The 16970-nt window shown below is 71.6% G+C and carries 17 protein-coding genes, 1 tRNA gene and 1 pseudogene; 9 read left to right on the forward strand and 10 right to left on the reverse strand.

All coding sequences use genetic code 11. The annotated features are described in order from the left end of the window. Both J3P36_RS08370 and J3P36_RS08375 read left to right on the forward strand, forming a co-directional pair. Window positions 1-789, forward strand: a complete 789-nt coding sequence (locus tag J3P36_RS08370) for a carbohydrate ABC transporter permease (RefSeq protein ID WP_210507099.1) — start codon at window positions 1-3, stop codon at window positions 787-789. Further along, window positions 776-1462, forward strand: a complete 687-nt coding sequence (locus J3P36_RS08375) for a ThuA domain-containing protein (RefSeq protein ID WP_210507100.1) — start codon at window positions 776-778, stop codon at window positions 1460-1462. The genes J3P36_RS08370 and J3P36_RS08375 overlap by 14 nt, the downstream gene beginning before the upstream one ends. Here J3P36_RS08375 and J3P36_RS08380 read toward each other — a convergent pair. From J3P36_RS08380 to J3P36_RS08390, 3 genes are read right to left on the reverse strand one after another with little or no spacing between them, the layout of a single operon-like run. After that, on the reverse strand, window positions 1435-2481 hold the full coding sequence (locus J3P36_RS08380) for a LacI family DNA-binding transcriptional regulator (protein WP_210507101.1): 1047 nt from the start codon (window positions 2479-2481) through the stop codon (window positions 1435-1437). The genes J3P36_RS08375 and J3P36_RS08380 overlap by 28 nt on opposite strands. 35 nt (window positions 2482-2516) lie before the next feature. Beyond that, complete coding sequence (locus J3P36_RS08385; protein WP_210507102.1) at window positions 2517-3614, reverse strand: Gfo/Idh/MocA family protein; 1098 nt, start codon at window positions 3612-3614, stop codon at window positions 2517-2519. Next, window positions 3599-4309: a ThuA domain-containing protein gene (locus tag J3P36_RS08390; RefSeq protein ID WP_210507103.1), complete on the reverse strand. Its 711-nt coding sequence runs from the start codon at window positions 4307-4309 to the stop codon at window positions 3599-3601. Before J3P36_RS08390 ends, J3P36_RS08385 begins: the two co-directional genes overlap by 16 nt. A 305-nt stretch (window positions 4310-4614) precedes the next feature. Here J3P36_RS08390 and J3P36_RS08395 point away from each other — a divergent pair, with 305 nt between their 5' ends. The 4 genes from J3P36_RS08395 (at window position 4615) to J3P36_RS08410 (ending at window position 8375) form a co-directional block, all read left to right on the forward strand. Then, the gene (locus tag J3P36_RS08395; RefSeq protein ID WP_210507104.1) at window positions 4615-5445 is read left to right on the forward strand and encodes a PHP domain-containing protein; all 831 of its coding nucleotides are present in this window, start codon (window positions 4615-4617) and stop codon (window positions 5443-5445) included. 174 nt (window positions 5446-5619) lie between these two features. After that, entirely contained in the window at window positions 5620-6609 is a 990-nt protein-coding gene (locus tag J3P36_RS08400; RefSeq protein ID WP_210507105.1) for a MetQ/NlpA family ABC transporter substrate-binding protein, read from the forward strand. Window positions 6610-6685: 76 nt separating this feature from the next. Then, window positions 6686-7714, forward strand: coding sequence for a methionine ABC transporter ATP-binding protein (locus J3P36_RS08405; RefSeq protein WP_210507106.1), 1029 nt, complete (start codon window positions 6686-6688; stop codon window positions 7712-7714). Between the two features lies 1 nt (window position 7715). Beyond that, on the forward strand, window positions 7716-8375 hold the full coding sequence (locus J3P36_RS08410) for a methionine ABC transporter permease (RefSeq protein ID WP_210507107.1): 660 nt from the start codon (window positions 7716-7718) through the stop codon (window positions 8373-8375). 163 nt (window positions 8376-8538) lie between these two features. Here J3P36_RS08410 and J3P36_RS08415 read toward each other — a convergent pair. The 4 genes from J3P36_RS08415 to galU form a co-directional block, all read right to left on the reverse strand. Next, window positions 8539-8611 (reverse strand) — tRNA-Ala (locus J3P36_RS08415). A 225-nt stretch (window positions 8612-8836) separates the two neighbouring features. Beyond that, window positions 8837-9763, reverse strand: coding sequence for a hypothetical protein (locus J3P36_RS08420; RefSeq protein ID WP_210507109.1), 927 nt, complete (start codon window positions 9761-9763; stop codon window positions 8837-8839). A 72-nt stretch (window positions 9764-9835) separates the two neighbouring features. Further along, on the reverse strand, window positions 9836-10486 hold the full coding sequence (locus J3P36_RS08425; RefSeq protein ID WP_210507111.1) for a GNAT family N-acetyltransferase: 651 nt from the start codon (window positions 10484-10486) through the stop codon (window positions 9836-9838). A 1-nt stretch (window position 10487) separates the two neighbouring features. Beyond that, the gene (gene galU, locus J3P36_RS08430) at window positions 10488-11381 is read right to left on the reverse strand and encodes a UTP--glucose-1-phosphate uridylyltransferase GalU (RefSeq protein ID WP_210507113.1); all 894 of its coding nucleotides are present in this window, start codon (window positions 11379-11381) and stop codon (window positions 10488-10490) included. A gap of 39 nt (window positions 11382-11420) precedes the next feature. Between galU and J3P36_RS08435 the strand changes: the two genes are divergently transcribed. Then, window positions 11421-12017, forward strand: coding sequence for a 5-formyltetrahydrofolate cyclo-ligase (locus J3P36_RS08435; RefSeq protein WP_210507115.1), 597 nt, complete (start codon window positions 11421-11423; stop codon window positions 12015-12017). A 19-nt stretch (window positions 12018-12036) separates the two neighbouring features. Then, window positions 12037-12177, forward strand: a pseudogene (locus J3P36_RS16780) (FmdB family zinc ribbon protein); the annotation flags it as partial. A 14-nt stretch (window positions 12178-12191) separates the two neighbouring features. Here J3P36_RS16780 and J3P36_RS16785 read toward each other — a convergent pair. Then, window positions 12192-12356, reverse strand: coding sequence for a hypothetical protein (locus J3P36_RS16785; protein WP_307807045.1), 165 nt, complete (start codon window positions 12354-12356; stop codon window positions 12192-12194). Window positions 12357-12368: 12 nt separating this feature from the next. On the opposite strand from J3P36_RS16785, the gene mscL reads away from it, so the two are divergent. Next, a complete protein-coding gene (gene mscL, locus J3P36_RS08445) occupies window positions 12369-12884 on the forward strand; it encodes a large conductance mechanosensitive channel protein MscL (RefSeq protein WP_210507119.1) in 516 nt (171 codons plus the stop codon). A gap of 168 nt (window positions 12885-13052) precedes the next feature. On the opposite strand, the gene J3P36_RS08450 is transcribed toward mscL, so the two are convergent. Continuing rightward, a complete protein-coding gene (locus J3P36_RS08450) occupies window positions 13053-13205 on the reverse strand; it encodes a hypothetical protein (RefSeq protein ID WP_210507121.1) in 153 nt (50 codons plus the stop codon). A 36-nt stretch (window positions 13206-13241) separates the two neighbouring features. Beyond that, window positions 13242-16946: a DUF4011 domain-containing protein gene (locus J3P36_RS08455; protein WP_374100717.1), complete on the reverse strand. Its 3705-nt coding sequence runs from the start codon at window positions 16944-16946 to the stop codon at window positions 13242-13244. Between the last annotated feature and the right edge of the window lie 24 nt (window positions 16947-16970).

The raw sequence follows: 16970 nt of genomic DNA on the forward strand, positions 1-16970 counted from the left end.
ATGTTCGAAGTGCGTTCGCTGCCCGGCAAGATCGGGCTCCAGCTGCTCGTCACCCTGCTGACGATCCCGTTCCTTCTCCCCCTGATCGCGATGGTGCAGGGCTCGCTGGCGGGTGCCGGCTTCGCCAACTACGCCGCGGTGCTCAGCGTGGGGAGCATCTGGAACTTCTTCATCAGCTCGACGATCATCGCCGCGGGCGTGATCGTCCTGGTCTACGTGGTGACGATGCTCACCGCGTACGGGTTCGCGAAGTTCCGCATCCCCGGCAAGGAGGTCTACTTCTGGCTGCTCCTCGCCTGCCTGACGCTGCCGGAGGTGGTGCTCCTGGCACCGCTGTTCGCCACCGCGGTGCAGACCGGCCTGTACGACACGTACTGGGCGGTCATCCTGCCCCTCGCCGCGCTGCAGGTGCCGTTCGCGGTGCTCCTGGTCCGCAACTTCATCAACGGGATCCCGGACGAGCTGTTCGAGGCCGCCCGCGTGGACGGCGCGAACTCGTTCCGCGGCTTCCTCTACCTCGTGATCCCGCTGACCCGGCCGATCGCCGCCGCGGTGCTGATCTTCACGCTGATCGGCGCCTGGAACAACTACCTGCTCCCGCTCGTGTTCCTGCAGGACCCGGCGAAGCAGACCATCACCCTGCTGCCCTCCTACTTCATCGGGCAGTTCAGCAACGACCAGACGAAGGTGCTCGCCTCCGCGGTGCTCACCGCGCTCCCGGAGGTCATCGCGTACCTGTCGCTCCAGCGCCTCTTCGAGCGCGGTCTGGCCGCCGGTGCCATCAAGTAGCGCCGTCCCGTCCGCCCTTCTGCTGACGGGCGGACGGGACCCGTTCGTCGACCCCTGGCACCCGTTCGCGGAGACGGCGCCCCGCATCGCGGCGGTGCTCGAGAGCGCGGGGCTCGCCGTCGAGGTCAGCGATCGGGTGGCGGAGCGGCTCGCCGACCTCTCCGGGGTCGACCTGCTCGTCGTCTCGGCGCCCGAGCCGGCCGCACTCGTGCCGGACGGTGTGCGGCAGGCGGCGCGGCGGGGCCTGCAGGCGCACCTCGCGCGCGGCGGGGCCGTGGCGGGCGTGCACATCGGCGCCGTCGGGCTGCTCGGCCTGCCCGAGTGGCGCTCGGCGATCGGCGCCCGCTGGGGCGAGCACACGATGCACCCGCCCCTCGGCCCGGCCGACCTCGACGTGGTGCCCGGTCCGGCGACGGAGGGTATCGAGAGCTGCTCGGTCATCGACGAGCGCTACACGCGGCTCGAGATGGATCCGGGCGCCGAGGTGCTGATCTCGCACCGCCACGACGGCAGGGAGCACCCGCTGCTGTGGCGCCGGGAGCGCGACGGTGTGCGCTCGGTCGGCGACGCCCTCGGACACGACACCCGGTCCTTCGACTCTGGCGAGCACGTCGAGCTGCTGCGCCGCTCGTTCGCATGGGCGGCTCAGGCCGCGGGGGCCTCCGCCGGCTGAAGCGCGGTGGTGCTGTCGCGCACGACGAGGCTCGTCGCGAGGTCGACGCGCAGGGTCTCCGTCTCCTGCCCGTTCCGCAGCTGCAGCGCGAGCCGGGTGGCCTGCTCCGCCATCTCGGTGAGCGGCTGCCGGACGGTCGTGAGCGGCGGGCCCACCCACTGGGCGACCTGGAGGTCGTCGTAGCCGACGACGGAGAGGTCCTCCGGCACCCGGAGGCCCAGCTCCCGCGCGGCCTCGTAGACGCCGAACGCCTGCAGGTCGCTGCCGGCGAAGATCGCGGTGGGCCGGTCCGGGCGGCTGAGCAGGCGCTGGCCGTGCTCGATGCCGTCCTCCCGATGGAAGTCGCCGAATACGACGAGGTCGTCGTCCACCTCGACGCCGGCCTCCTCCATGGCGGAGCGGAAGCCGGAGACCCGTGCGCGCGAGCACATCAGGTCGTCGGGGCCGGAGATCATCGCGATGCGGCGGTGCCCGAGCGAGAGCAGGTGGCGGGTGGCGAGAAGCCCGCCCGACCAGTTGGCCGAGCCCACCGACGGCACGTCGGGCGCGGGGTCGCCGGCGGGGTCGAGGATGACGAACGGGATGTTGCGCGACCGCAGCTGCAGCTTGTGCTGAGGCGACAGGTCCGAGAAGACCAGGATCACTCCCGCCGGCCGCCGCTGCAGCACGCCGTCGATCCACTCCGGGCCCGGCGAGTGCCGGTCCCCGGACTCCGTGACGACGACGCTCATGCCGTTCTCGCGGGCGATGTGCTCGACCCCGCGGAGGATCTCGATCACCCACACACTGACGAGGTCGTTGACCACGAGCTCGATGAGCGGGTTGGGCTGAGCGGCGCCGCGCCGGTTGTAGCCGCTGGCCTGCAGCAGCTCCTCGACGCGAGCGCGCGTCTCAGGGGCTACGCCGGGGCGGCCGTTGAGGACCTTCGACACCGTCGACATCGACACGGACGCCTCGCCGGCGATCCGGGCGAGGGTCGCCCGCGATGCCCGCGTTCCGGGGTAGATCTCGTCGGTCATCTGCTCACCTTAACTTCGAGGCGGCGCCTCGCCGCTCACCAGCTCTCGGGGCGCGCGTCGAGCGGCACGTCGGCGGGGCGGGCGGGCGCGCTCGTCAGCTCGACGACGCGGTGCTCGCGGCCGGCGCGGAGGATCGCGTCCATGATCTCGAGCACGTGGAAGGCGAGCTCGCCGGAGGCGCGGTGGGGCCGGTCCGTCTCGATCGCCCGCGCCATGTCGGCGAGGCCGACACCGCGACCCGCATCGGCGTAGCCGCCGGCAACCGGGGCGACGGTCCACTCCGGCTCGCTGCGGGTCCAGATCTCGACCGGGTCGGAGAACCGGTTCGGGTCGGGCACCGCGATCGTGCCCTCGGTGCCGTACAGCTCGAACAGCGGCGTGCGGGAGGCCCACACCTCGAAGCTGACCGTGATGGTGGAGTAGGTGCCGCCGGCGTGCTCGAGGATCGCCGACACGTGCGTGTCGACGTCCACGGTCAGCGCGGTGCCCTGCAGCGGACCGGTCGCCACCGAGCGCTCCCGCTCCGACCGCACCGCCGCGCCCGAGACGCGGACCACGGGTCCGAGCAGGCTCACGAGCGTCGTCAGGTAGTAGGGACCCATGTCGAAGAGGGGTCCGCCGCCGTCCTGGTAGTAGAACGCCGGCGCCGGGTGCCACAGCTCGTGCCCGGGCGCCGTCCACTGCGCGCTCGCCGACACGGGCGTGCCGATCCGGCCCTCGTCGAGCAGGCGGCGCGCCGTCTGCACGCCCGTGCCGAGCACGGTGTCCGGAGCGGAGCCGACGCGCAGGCCGCGCTCCTCCGCGAGAGCGAGCATCGGGGCCGCCTCGTCGGGGGCGAGGGCGAGCGGCTTCTCGGCGAAGACGTGCTTGCCGTTCTGCAGGGCGCGGGTGCCGACCTCGACGTGCGCGGCGGGGATGGTGAGGTTGAGCACGACGTCGACGTCGGGGCTCGCGAGGAGCTCGTCCACCGTGAGGGCCCGGACGCCCTGCTCCGCGGCGACCTCGCGGGCCCGCTCCTCGTTGAGGTCGGCGACGGCGGTCAGCTCGAGGTTCGGCAGGGTCGGCAGCTGCGCGAAGTACTGCTCGCTGATCTTGCCGACGCCGACGACCCCGACCCTCAGCGGGCCGCCCACAGCAGGCCCCTCTCGATGATGGTGCGGACGTTGGAGTCGCGGACGATCTCGACGCGGTGGCCGGGCGTCGACACGAAGATGCGGCCCTTGCCCCACTGGCGGGTCCAGATCGCCGGCGAGGTGATCGGCCGGTTCCAGGCATCCCAGGGCCGCACCTCCTGGGTCGTCGTCGCGAGCACGTCGAGGTAGTCGTCGTGCAGCACCCAGTACTGCTCGGTCGTGAGCTCGAAGTCGTCGATGCCCTCGGTGATCGGGTGGCTCCGCCCGAGCTCGGTGATCTCGTACCGGTGGGGCAGGTAGTTGTCGGACTGCTCGCCCGTCCGCTCGTCGGGGTGCTTGCCCGGGTGCGCCGCGAACTGGCCGCCCATCATCTGGAGGTAGTCGGAGTTGTTGCGGTACGAGTCAGCGATGCCGCCGTGCCAGCCCGCGTAGCCGGCACCGTTCTCGATCGCGCGGCGCAGGCCCTGGAACTGCTCGTTCTCGATGGTCGACATCGTGTTGGTCTGCACGATCAGGTCGACGGTCGCCATGTACTCGTCGTCGGCGTAGACGGCGGGCGACTCCTCGACCCGCACCTCGAAGCCGCTCTGCTCGAGGAAGGGGATGAACTCCTCCGTGGTCTCGACGGGCTGGTGCCCGTCCCATCCCCCGCGCACCACCAGGGCGCGCTTGGCTCCCGTCTGCTCGACCGTCATCGGCTCATCCTCACCGGCCGCGCACGGCGGCTCCCCGAAGCAGCGGAGGCGGGCGCACGGCTTCCTCGCCCTGCCCGTCTCCGTTGACGCTTTTCCATCTCGCGCCGGAAACATTCCTATCACTTCGGCCGCCGGAAGGGCAGGGGGAAGCGCGCGTCGAGCGGGATGACCGAGCGCTTCTGCGCCGCTCAGGGGCAGTAGAGCGGGCACCCGCCGGGCTCGGCGTGGGAAACATTTCTCCACGTCCGTCCCCGCCGCGGTCGCCGAGGCTGGTGGGGGTCCGTCCGGCGTGGAAGCATCCGGTCATGACGCTGCCCGTCGACAGCCACGTGCACGGCGAGTGGTCGTGGGACGCGCGGCGCGGCTCCCTGGAGCGGACGTGCGCGCGGGCGCTCGAGCTCGGGATGCCCGCGGTCGTGTTCACCGAGCACGTCGACGCGTCCCCCACTGTGCTCGACCCGGAGGAGCTGGACGAGCCGCTCCGTCCGCTGATCGGCGGCGACGGGCTCCTGCGGCCGCCGCCGCTCGATCGGGACGGCTACCTGGCGGCCGTCGAGGGCTGCCGCGGACGGTTCCCAGGACTGACGATCGTCGCCGGCATCGAGCTCGGCGACGGGCACCGCGCCGACTCCGCCGCCACCGCCCAGGCGGAAGGGTTCGGGCGGGTGCTCGGCTCCCTGCACTCGGTTCCGGTCGACGGGCGATTCCTCGAGCCGCCGGAGCTGCTCCGCACTCGCGGACCGGAGCAGATGCTGCGCGACTACCTCACGGAGCTCTGCCGGATGGTCGAGGGCTGCGACCTGTTCGAGGTGCTCGCGCACATCGACTTCCCGCTCCGCTTCTGGCCGGCGGACGCCGCCCCCTTCGACGCCGCCGCCTTCGAGGACGACTTCCGTCCGCCTCTCCGCCTGCTCGCGGGCAGCGGCAGAGCTCTGGAGGTCAACTCGAGCGTCCCGCTGCCCGAGCCGGTGCTGCGCTGGTGGCGCGAGGAGGGCGGACGGGCGGTCACGTTCGGCAGCGACGCCCACGAGCCGGAGAGCCTCGGCCGCGAGCTGGAGGCGGCCGCCGCTCTCGCGCACGAGCAGGGCTTCCGCCCTGCCTCGCGCCCGCAGGATCCCTGGAGGCTTCCGGCCTGACGCAGCCCGCACCCCGCCTCCTGCCCCGGCTCGGGCCGGAACGGAAATCGCGTGACGCAGCGCTACGGACTGTGACGGCGGGGTCGCAACATTCCCGCCGCCCTCCGCGGCCGACGCGAGCATGGAAGTGCGGCGCTCCGCGCGCCGCGAGATTCCAGCAGCACGGAGGCACTCATGTCCGAATCCCCGAACCTCGTCGCGCCGCCGAAGCGGCGCGGCCGCCTGATCGGCATCCTCGTCGCGGTGGTCGCCGTGATCGCCCTCGCGGTCGTCGCCATCGTCGCGACCGTCGGCGCCAACAGCTCGCCCGCGGACGAGGCCGGCAGCGGAGGCGGGGACGGCGCCGCGAGCGGCGCCATCGCCGAGGGCAAGGGCTCCGAGGCGGACCCGGTGAAGATCGGCGTCGTCGGCGCGAGCGACCCCTACTGGGCCGAATATGAGAAGGCCGCGGCCGACGAGGGCATCGCCATCGAGCTCGTCGACTTCACCGACTACGCCCAGCCGAACCCGGCGCTGACCGAGGGCGACCTGGACCTCAACCAGTTCCAGCACATCATCTACCTCGCGCAGTACAACACCTCGGCCGGCGAGGACCTGACCCCGATCGGCTCGACCGCGACGTACCCGCTGTCCCTCTACTCGACCGAGTACGGAAGCGTCGAGGACATCCCGGACGGCGAGACCGTCGCCGTGCCGAACGACGCGAGCAACCTCGCCCGCAGCCTCCTCGTGCTGCAGTCCGTCGGACTCGTCGAGCTCCAGGACGGCGGCAGCCCGTTCTCGACCCTCGACGACGTGCTCCCGTCCTCGCGGGTCGAGGTGACCTCGCTCGAGGCCGCCCTCACGCCCACCTCGCTGCCGGATGTCGCCGCCGCGATCATCAACAACGACTTCGTCGACGACGCCGGCCTCAGCTTCGACGAGGCGATCGCCTCCGACGACCCCGCCGACCCGAGCGCACAGCCCTACATCAACATCTTCGCCGCGCGCGCCGAGGACAAGGACGACGAGCTGTACCAGCGCCTCGTCGAGATCTTCCAGAACACGAAGGCCGTCACCGACGGGCTGCTGGAGGTCTCCGGCGACACCGCCGTGCTGGTGCAGACGCCGGTCGAGGAGCTCGAGGAGTCCCTGGCCGACGTGGAGTCGCAGATCGGGCAGTAGCCGCTTCCATCTCTCTCCGGGGGTCGACGTCGTCGTGACGTCGGCCCCCGGATTCTTCAGTTCCCCGAGGAGTCCCATGCCGCTCATCGCCCTCAGCAACGTGACGAAGGCCTATCCCCCGCGCTCGAAGGGCGCCCCGCCGACCGTGGCCGTCGACGACGTCTCACTCGAGATCGAGGAGGGCGACGTCCACGCGATCATCGGCTACTCGGGAGCGGGCAAGAGCACGCTCGTCCGTCTCATCAACGCGCTCGAGCGGCCGACCGGCGGCCGGGTCACGGTCGCCGGCCGTGATCTCGTCGGGCTCGACGAGCGCGCTCTGCGGCAGGTGCGCCGGGGCATCGGCATGATCTTCCAGCAGTTCAACCTGTTCGAGTCGAAGACGGTGTGGGGCAACGTCGAGTTCCCGCTCAAGGTGGCGGGGATCCCCCGCGCCGAGCACCAGAAGCGCATCTCGGATCTCCTCCACTTCGTCGGCCTCGTCGACCAGGCGCACGCCTACGTCGACCAGCTCTCGGGCGGCCAGAAGCAGCGGGTGGGCATCGCGCGCGCACTCGCCACCAGTCCGCAGATCCTGCTCGCCGACGAGGCGACGAGCGCGCTCGACCCGGAGACGACCCGCGACGTGCTCGGCCTGCTCCGGCGCGTGAACACCGAGTTCGGCGTCACCGTCGTCGTCATCACGCATGAAATGGATGTCGTGCGCTCGATCGCGAACCGAGTGAGCGTCATGGAAGGCGGCCGCATCGTCGAGCAGGGCGAGGTGTTCGACGTGTTCTCGGCGCCGCGCACCGAGGCCGCCCGCCGGTTCGTCGCGGGCGTGGTGCCGACCGTGCCGGATGCGGACACGCTCGCGACGCTGCGATCGCGGCACCCGGGCCGGATCGTGTCGTTCTCGTTCGCGGACGGCGGCACCGATCAGTCCGCCATCTTCCTGGAGCTCAACCGGCGGGGCGTCGGCTTCGAGCTGATCCACGGCGGCATCGAGGACATCCGGGGCCGCACCTTCGGCACGATCACCCTCGCGCTGACGGGCGACGACGCGTCGATCGACGAAGCGCTCGACCGCCTCACCGCGGTCGCCACGATCGTGAAGGCGGCGTGACATGGACCGGCTGATCGAACTCCTGCCCAAGCTCTGGCTGTCCGCCTGGGAGACCGTCTACATGGTGGGCATCGCCATGATCGTCGGCGGCATCCTCGGACTCGTCCTCGGCCTCGCGCTCTACCTGACCCGCCCGGGCAACCTGCTCGAGAACAAGGCGGTGTTCACGGTGCTCAACGTGATCGTGAACACGTTCCGGCCGATCCCGTTCATCATCCTGCTCGCCGCCGTCCAGCCGCTCGCTCGGGTGGTCATCGGGACGGGCATCGGCAACAACGCGGCCATCTTCGGGCTCGTCGTCGGCTCGTTCTTCGCGATCAGCAGGATCGTCGAGCAGAACCTCCTGACCGTGCGCCCCGGCGTCATCGAGGCGGCGCGCTCGGTGGGCGCGAGTCCGCTGCGGATCATCTTCACGGTGCTGATCCCCGAGGCGCTCGGCCCGCTGATCCTCGGCTACACGTTCATTTTCATCGCGGTCACCGACATGTCGGCGGTGGCCGGCCTGATCGGCGGCGGCGGGCTCGGCAACTTCGCAATCCAGTACGGCTACCGGCTCTTCGAGCCCGCCGTCACGTGGGCCGCGGTGATCCTCATCATCGTGCTCGTCCAGTTCGTGCAGTTCATCGGCAACTCCCTGGCCCGCACGGTGCTGCGGCGCTGACTCGAAGTTCACCCCGACCCACGCCGCCGATCCGGCCCGTCATGCGAAGGCGGGCCGGTTCGGCACATCCGGGCCGCCTAGGTGGCCCGTTTCACCCGAACCGGCCCGCATCCCCGGAAACAGAAGAAGGCGCCCCTGGCGGGACGCCTTCTTCTGTCTTCGGTGGACCTGAGGGGATTCGAACCCCTGACCTTCTCATTGCGAACGAGACGCGCTACCAACTGCGCCACAGGCCCCTGAGTGCCCGTCCACACTACCAGGTCGCCGGACCCGCTCGTGACGCGCACGGCTTGAACGGCGACTCCCGATCGTCGAGGTGCGAGCGACGCGAGCCTCGCCGGCACCACCGAGGCGTGCCGTCGAGTGCGCCCTGGAACGCCGAGCGCACCCTGTGCACGGGGCGCTCTCGGTGCTTCGAGGCGCACTCGGTGTTCGCAGGCGCTCGGCGTGTGCCCGTCGTGTCAGACGGCGCGGCGGCGGCGCAGGACGTCGTTGAGGTCCGTGATCCCGGGCGTCGCGTCCTCGAGCACGCCCATGGCGGCGTAGCCGCTCCGCTCGGCGGCGGCGGTGCGCTTGGGCAGCGGAGTGACCTCGGGAGCGGACTGCGCCGCACGGAGGGCCGCCTCGGCCTTCGCGGCGGCCTGGCGCAGCGACTCGTCCACCGTGACCTCGATGCGCCGCGGGGCCACCACCGGCTCCGCCACCTCGCGGCGGGAGAGGTACAGCGGCTTCGGCAGCGGCACCGGCGTCCACGTGGGGCGGGCCGGCTCGGCGCGCTCCCAGTCGACGAAGCTCTGGACGGGCGGCGCGACCGTCACTGTGCGGTCGACCGCCTCCGTCGCCCGGCTGGCGGCGGCGACGGTCGCGATGCGCTGCAGCAGGGCGAGGGCGCCCATCCCGGCGACCGCGCTGACGGCGAGCAGCAGCCAGGCGCCGGAGGCGAAGAACTGGGAGACGCCGACGACGACGCCGAGCCCGGATGCCGCGAGCAGCAGCGTCGAGAGCAGGCGGCCGCGGCGCAGCCGGGACGCGGCGAGCGCAGACACGGCGGCCGCCTTCTGCTTCGGCTCACGGGGCGCGTGCGCGGTCCTCGCGAGCGCCCGCGCGGCGGCGGCCTCGCGGGCGCGAGCGACCGCCTCCGCCTTCTGCGCCGCCTCGCGAAGGGCTCGGTGCTGTTCCGCGACGCTCCGCGCGTGCACCTCGGCGCGGACCTCCGCGGGGACCTCGGCCGTCTCGGCGAGGATGCGCAGCGTCTGCTGGAGCCGGACGGCGTTGCGCTCGGTGGCGAGGTACTGGCGCCGGCGCAGCCAGCTCGGCATCAGATACACGAGCCAGAGCACCGCCGCGAGAGCGACGACGATGCCGCCGCCTGCGCTCTCTCCACCCATGTCGCTCACGGTAGAGCCGTGTGCCGGGTCAGGACCGGATTGCCGGGGCGTGTCCCGCCGTTCTTCCGGGCGTCACCAGGCCGGGAACGAGCGTGCCGCGGCCTCCCGATCCGCGTCCGGGATGAGGGCGGCGTCGACCGGGACGCGGTCCTCCTTCCAGCGGCGCAGGACCCCGTCACGGAGCTCCTCGGCGACGAGGGCGAAGCAGAAGTGGTCGCGCCAGTCGCCGTTGATGTGGATGTACCGGCGGCGCAGCCCCTCGTACCGGAAGCCGAGCTTCTCGACGACCCGCAGCGACTTGGCGTTCTCGGGCCGGATGCAGATCTCCATGCGGTGCAGGCCGAGCTGCTGGAAGCAGTAGTCCGTCGTCAGCGCCACCGCGGTGGGGGTCGCGCCCGCACCGGCGAAGCGCTCCCCGATCCAGTACCCGGTCGAGGCGGACGACGTCGACCCGTAGGCGATGCCGGACACGTTCAGCTGCCCGGCGAGCTCGCCGTCGACCTCGACGATGAAGGGCAGCCCCTGCCCCGACCGGGCGTTGGCCTGCAGGGCCCGGATGCTCGCGCGGGTGTCGAAGCTCATCGGGCCCCGCGGATTGGTGGCCTCCCACTCCCGCAGCCACCCGCGGTTGTCGAGCAGCTCCCGCTCCAGCGGCCGCGCGTCACGGAGCCGGATCGGGCGGACGGTGATCCGCCCGTCGCGCAGGGTCGGGATGATGGCCACGTCAGTTGCGGACTGAGCCGACGAACTCCTGCAGCCACGGCCGCAGGTCGTTGCCGAGATCCTCGCGCTCGCACGCGAGCTGGACGATCGCCTTGATGTAGTCGATCTTGTCGCCGGTGTCGTAGCGGCGGCCGCGGAACACGACGCCGTACACGCCGCCGGCCGAGTCGTCGCTCGCGAGCGTCTGGAGGGCGTCGGTCAGCTGGATCTCGCCACCCTTGCCCGGCTCGGTCTTCTCGAGCACGTCGAACACCTCGGGACGCAGCACGTAGCGGCCGATGATCGCGAGGTTGGACGGCGCCGAGTCGGCCGGGGGCTTCTCGACGAGGCCCGTGATGCGCACCACGTCGTCGTCGTCGGTCTTCTCGACCGCGGCGGCGCCGTAGAGGTGGATCTGGGACGGGTCGACCTCGAGCAGCGCGACGACGGTCGCGTTGCGCTTCGCCTGCTCCTCGATCATGCGGGAGAGCAGGGGGTCGCGCTCGTCGATGAGGTCGTCGCCGAGAAGCACCGCGAACGGCTCGTCGCCGACGTGCATGCGGGCACGGAGCACCGCGTGGCCGAGCCCCTTCGGGTCGCCCTGGCGCACGTAGTGGATGTCGGCGAGGTCCGTGGACTCGTTGACGCGCTGCAGCTTGGCGAGGTCGCCCTTCTTCTCGAGGGTGGCCTCGAGCTCGGCGACGCGGTCGAAGTGGTTCTCGAGAGCGTTCTTGTTGCGCCCGGTGATCATCAGCACATCGCTGAGCCCGGCCGCCACCGCCTCCTCCACGACGTACTGGATGGCGGGCTTGTCCACCACTGGCAGCATCTCCTTCGGCATCGCTTTGGTGGCGGGAAGGAAGCGCGTACCGAGGCCGGCGGCAGGGATGACCGCCTTCGTGATGGGGTTGGGCATACTCAAAGCCTATTGGGCCCGGCCCCCTAAGATCAGAGCATGCCGGGCGACCCAGGGCACCAAAAGAGGGCACTTCGGGCCGAATTGCGGGAGCGCAGGCGCACTCAGACGTCCTCGGAGCGCTCCGCGGCCGCCGAAGGCATCACCCGCAACCTCATCGAGCTGACCCGCTCGACGGGCGCTCGCAGCGTCTCCTGCTACCTCTCCGCCCCCGACGAGCCGGAGACGCGCGACTACCTCAAGTGGACCGTGGAGAACGGGATCAGGGCCCTCCTGCCCATCAGCCGCGACGACGGCCTGCTCGACTGGACCGTCTGGGACGGGTCGGAGGAGGACATCGGACTGTTCGGCCTGCCGGAGCCGGTCGGCGACCTGCTGCCGCCCTACGCCATCAACGACGTGGACCTGATCCTCGTCCCCGCCGCCGCCGTCGACGAGCGGGGCGTGCGGATGGGCTGGGGGCGCGGCTACTTCGACAAGACGCTCGGGTCGATGGAGAACTGCCCTCCGGTGTACGCGGTAGTCTTCGACTCCGAGGTGATCGACGAGGTGCCCCGCGAGCGGCACGATCAGCCGGTGAACGGCGCGGTGACGCCCACGCGGGTCCTCCGCTTCGCCTCCTCGTCCCGATCCTGATCGATCCCGGAGCGCTTCCATGCCCACCTATGCCTACAAGTGCACTGCCTGCGGCACATCCTTCGACGTCGTGCAGTCGTTCAGCGACCCGGCCCTGACCGTCCACGAGGAGTGCGGCGGCGCGCTGCGCAAGCTGTTCAGCCCCGTCGGCGTGACCTTCAACGGTTCCGGCTTCTACCGCACCGACTCGCGCAGCAAGCCGACGTCCGGCTCGTCCGACTCCAGCTCGTCGTCGGGCTCCGGCGGCGGGTCCTCGTCGTCCGGCTCGTCCACCTCCAGCTCGTCGGGCTCGTCGTCGTCCGGCTCGTCGTCGTCCAGCTCCTCGGCACCGGCCTCCACGGGCGCCGCCTCGTGAGCGAGAAGAAGGAGAGCGTCTTCGCGGGCTTCAAGGAGTTCGTGCTGCGCGGCAACGTGCTCGACCTCGCGGTCGCGGTGGTCGTCGGCGCCGCCTTCACCGCGATCGTCAACTCGATCGTCGCGAACCTCTTCAACCCGGCCATCGGCGCGCTCTTCAACGCCGAGAGCCTCAGCGACACCCTGATCTGGCGCATCCCGACGACGAGCGGCGGCACCGCCGACCTCGCCTTCGGAGCGGTGCTCGCCGCGATCCTGCAGTTCCTCATCGTCGCGGCCGTCGTGTACTTCGTGCTCGTCATGCCGCTCAACCGCCTGAAGCGGATCGCGTTCGCGAAGGAGCAGAACGAGGCGACGGAGGAGGACAAGGCTCCCCTGCCGCCGTCGGAGGCGGAGCTGCTCCTGCAGATCCGCGACCTCCTCGCCGCTCAGGCGGACAAGGACGTCGTTCCGACGACGACCGGCAAGCACGCGATCATCCCGCCGGCGAACGGCCAGCACCCCGCCTCCTGACGCGGCCCCCGACCCGGGCTCCCTCCTGCCCTCGACAGGCAGAAATCCCTTCAACAGGCAGAATCGGCCGTTTTCCGCCTGTTGGGGGGATTCCTGCCTGTTGAGGGACAGGTTCTGCGGTTGAGGCACACGGCGGGCCCCGGCCGGGCGCAGAGCGGAAGTGCTCGCTCAGCCCCAGTGGGGCGGGACGTCGGCGCGGAGACGGTCGTCGTTCCCGCTGCTGCGGTCGCCCCACGACTCCTCGGAGTCCTCCCCCGCGCGTACGGCATCGTCGGACGCCTGCGGCGCCGGATCCGACCCGGGCACGGGAGCAGTGGTCACCCGTCGGTGTCTGCGGGGTTCGGGCACGCCGGAACCCTACTCCGCGATGACCGGGATCGCCTCGGTCTGCGGAGCGAGGTGCTTGGCGCCGAGCGCGATGGCGATCCGCAGCGCGACGGCACCCGGGTCGGCGAACAGCTCGAAGCTGTGCACGCGCAGGTAGTGCCAGCCGAGCCGCTTCAGCACCTCGGGCCGGAGGCGCAGCGCCTCGCGGAGGCTCACCCCGGTGACGGTCGCGTCGGTCTCGATCGCGATCGCCCGGCCCTTGTAGCTTGCGACCAGCCCGAGACGTCCCCGGTACCCGAGAGCGGTCTTCAGCCCGAGGGCCTCGAGCCGGCGGGACAGGTCGACCAGCATGGCGTCGCTGTCGTCCGGCAGATGCTGCTCGGCGACGCGGGCTTCCGCCTCGGCGAGCAGCTCGCCGAGTGCGACGACGCCGTGCGACATCCGGTCGGAGGAGATGTCGTCCGGGCGGAAGCAGGACACGATGACGAGCGATCGGCGAGCCCGCGTGACGGCGGAGGCGAGCAGCCGGTCGCCGCCGGGGCGGCCGAGCGGACCGAAGCCGGACAGCATGCGCCCGTGCGGGGTGCGGCCGAAGCCGATCGACAGGATGACCCGGTCCCGGCTGAGCGCGACGGCCTGCTCGAGCGTCACCACCATGAACGGCTCGGCCTGCTCCTTGAGGAAGAAGTCGGTGACCTCGGTCCGCTTGGCGACGGCGCGCAGCACCGCGGCCTGCACGCGCACGGCGTGCTTCTGGCTCGCGGTGACGACGAGGAGCGACTCCTTGGGCCGGTGGATGGCGTGGTCGAGCACCAGCTCGACGACGCGGTTCACCTCGGCGTCGACGCTCTCCACCGAGCCGCTGTCGGCATCCGGCATGCCGAAGCCGTCTTCGACGTAGTCGAGCACGAGACTCGGCCGGCCGAGGAACGTGCCCGCCCACGGCATCGACTGGATCTTGCCGCCGTAGAAGCGGCGGTTGACGAGCTCCGCGAGGTCCTGGCCGCCCGCGCGGTAGCTGCGGGTCAGCTCGAGGGTCGGCAGCAGCTCGCCGAGGCGCGAGAGGGCGGAGTCGGCGTGCCGCGCGTCGAGCTCCTCCTGCGTGTGCTCGACGCCCGGCGCCTCGTTCGTGAGGTCCTGCACGGCGATGCGGAAGTCGGCGGGCGTCTGAGTGACCGGGTCGCCGAAGACGACGACCTGCTTCGCGCGGCGGATGGCGCCGAGGCTCTCGGCGACGCTGACCGATCCGGCGTCGAGCAGGAAGACGGCGTCGAACGGGATCTGGTCGGAGATGCCCCACACGTCGTAGGGCGAGGCGAGCCAGACGGGCGCGACGAGGCGCGACAGGTGCGGCGCGGCCTTATGCAGGGTGGACGCGTCGGCGGCGTTGCCGCGCAGCAGCTCCTTGAGCGCCTCGGCCTCCTCGGGCCAGTCCTGGATGCCGAACTTCCACGCCTCGGCGAGCTCCCAGGCGAGGCGCGCGGCGTTGCCGGCGGCGTGGGCCTCGTCGACGAGGCGGAAGTCGGCCTCGAGCCGGTCGAGCACGCGGGTGTTGGCGCCGAGGAGCGCCTTGTCGTTCGCGAGCATCCGCTCGAGCACGCTCGTCCACCAGGTGAGCTCGAGCTCGATCGCCACGCGGTCCTCGGGCACGTGGCGGCGCGCGAGGTCGTCGAGCAGCGGGTCGAGGTCGAGGGCGCGGAGCGTGGTGACGAGCGCGGTCCGCTCCTGCAGGTTCTGCAGGACCTCGGAGTCCTCGGCGAGGCCGGCGAGCGTGTCGAGCAGCCGGTCGATGGGCAGGTTCGCGTGGGCGCGCGGGGACGCCGTGAGTCCGAGGGGCTCGTCGAGGCTCGCGAGGTCGGCGGCGACGCGCTGATAGGCGACCTGGACGTCGCCGATGCCGACCGGCACCTCGGGGGTGACGCCGGAAGTGACGAAGCGCTGGTAGAGCACCCGCTGCTGCTGGATGCGGATGAGCGAGTCGTGCAGGTCGGCGACGTGCACGCCCGGGCGGACGTACTCCTTCGCCAGCTTGCGCAGCCGGCGGCGGTTCCCGCCGCTCATCGCGGCCGCGTCCCGCCGGGGGCCGGTCGCGGCGATCAGCTCGCCGAGGGAGCGGTCGAAGACGACGGGCAGGAACTTGTCGAGCGTCTCGCGGATGTCGAGCAGCAGGCGCAGGTAGATGCCGAGCTCGGCGATGCTCTCGAACGGGCGGAGCCGGGTCTGGGCGATGAGGTCGTTCGCGCGCTCGAGCAGGCGCGGCACGTCGGTCGACGAGAGGCGCTTCGCGAGCGAGTGGGCGTTCGACGCGGCGGCCGAGGTGGCGAAGGACGCGCCGTACCAGGGCGAGTCGCCGGGGCCGTACCGGAACTCCCCCAGCGTCGCGGCTCGCACCAGCGTCTCGGCGGCGCCGGCACGGTCGGTGGCGAGCGCCTCGATGGCCCGGTCGGTCAGGCGGGAGGTGGTCTGCGGCGGCTCGGGCAGCAGCGAGAGCCGCGCGAGCTCGGAGAGCGCGTCGAGGGCGGAGACGCCGAGCACCGGGTCGCGCCGGGAGAGCGCCTCGCGGTAGTCGAGGAGCACGCTGCGGAGGCGCACGAGGGCCTCGTCGACCTCGGCGTTGTTGCGCTGCACCGCCTTCTCGTTGCGGTTGATCGCCTGGATCACGTCGCGGCGCACCGAGCGCGGCGACACCGCGATGCCCGGCAGGCCCGTCTCGTTGAGCCGCGCGCTGAGCGCGGAGAGGGTGGCGTGGCGCGGGCTCACGACGAGCACGCGGCGGTGCTGGGCGACGAGCGCGCCGAGGGCGTTGACGATCGTCTGCGTCGCGCCCGTGCCCGGGAGGGTCTTCACGACCACCGAGTTGCCGGCCGCGATCTGAGCGACCACCACCTCCTGCTCGGGGTCCGCGTCGAGGACGAGGGTGTCGCTGCCCGGCGGCCGCTCGTCCTGCGAGACGGGGTCGGCGGCCTTGTAGGAGTCGCTGATCGACCAGCGCGCGTTCTTGTTGCCCGCGAGCGCGTCGAGCACCGGGTGGTCGAGGTCGGCGATGTCGGCGAGCATCCGCGGCGCGACGTCGGCGAAGGACGACGCGACGAGGCGGGGGTGCACCGAGAACCAGGCGAGGTGCGAGGTGAGGCCGCGGAGCCGGTCGATCGCCGCCTGCGGCTTGAACGTGTTGCCGGTTCCCGCGAGCGCGACGAAGGACGCCGGGTCGAGCGTGATCTGGAACTGCTCGTGCAGTGCGCGCGCGAGGGCGGGGTTGAGGATCGGCGTCCCCTTGAGGCGCAGCTCGAAGTCGCGGCCGTAGCGGCGCAGCGCGAGCGGCCGGAGCAGCAGCGGCGCGCGGTACTCCTTCTTGTCGTGCTTCCACTCGGCGATGCCGATCGCCAGGTGGATGGAGTCGATGCCGCGGGTGGAGTTGAGCTCGACGCCCTTGGCGGTCATGTTCGATGCGGCGACGCTCGCGGTGCGGAAGGCGAGATCGTCGCGGATGAGGCTCGACAGCAGCGTCGTCTTGCCGGTGATGAACTGGGCGAGGCCGCCGGGGTGCGTGGTCCCGAGCTCGATCCGGGTGCGCGGCGAGTCGATGAAGTGCAGGAGCGGCGAAGGGCCGCCGAGCGCGGCGATCTCCGCGCGCCACTTCTCGCGCTGCGGCTCGGCGATGTTCACCGGAGTCGCACGGGGATCGCCCACGGTGATGTTCTCCGGAGCGACGGCGGCGGGTGCCACTCGTGCCACGACGGATTCGGGGAGGACGATCTC

The organism is Naasia sp. SYSU D00057 (assembly GCF_017916505.1).
GTDB lineage: Bacteria > Actinomycetota > Actinomycetes > Actinomycetales > Microbacteriaceae > Naasia.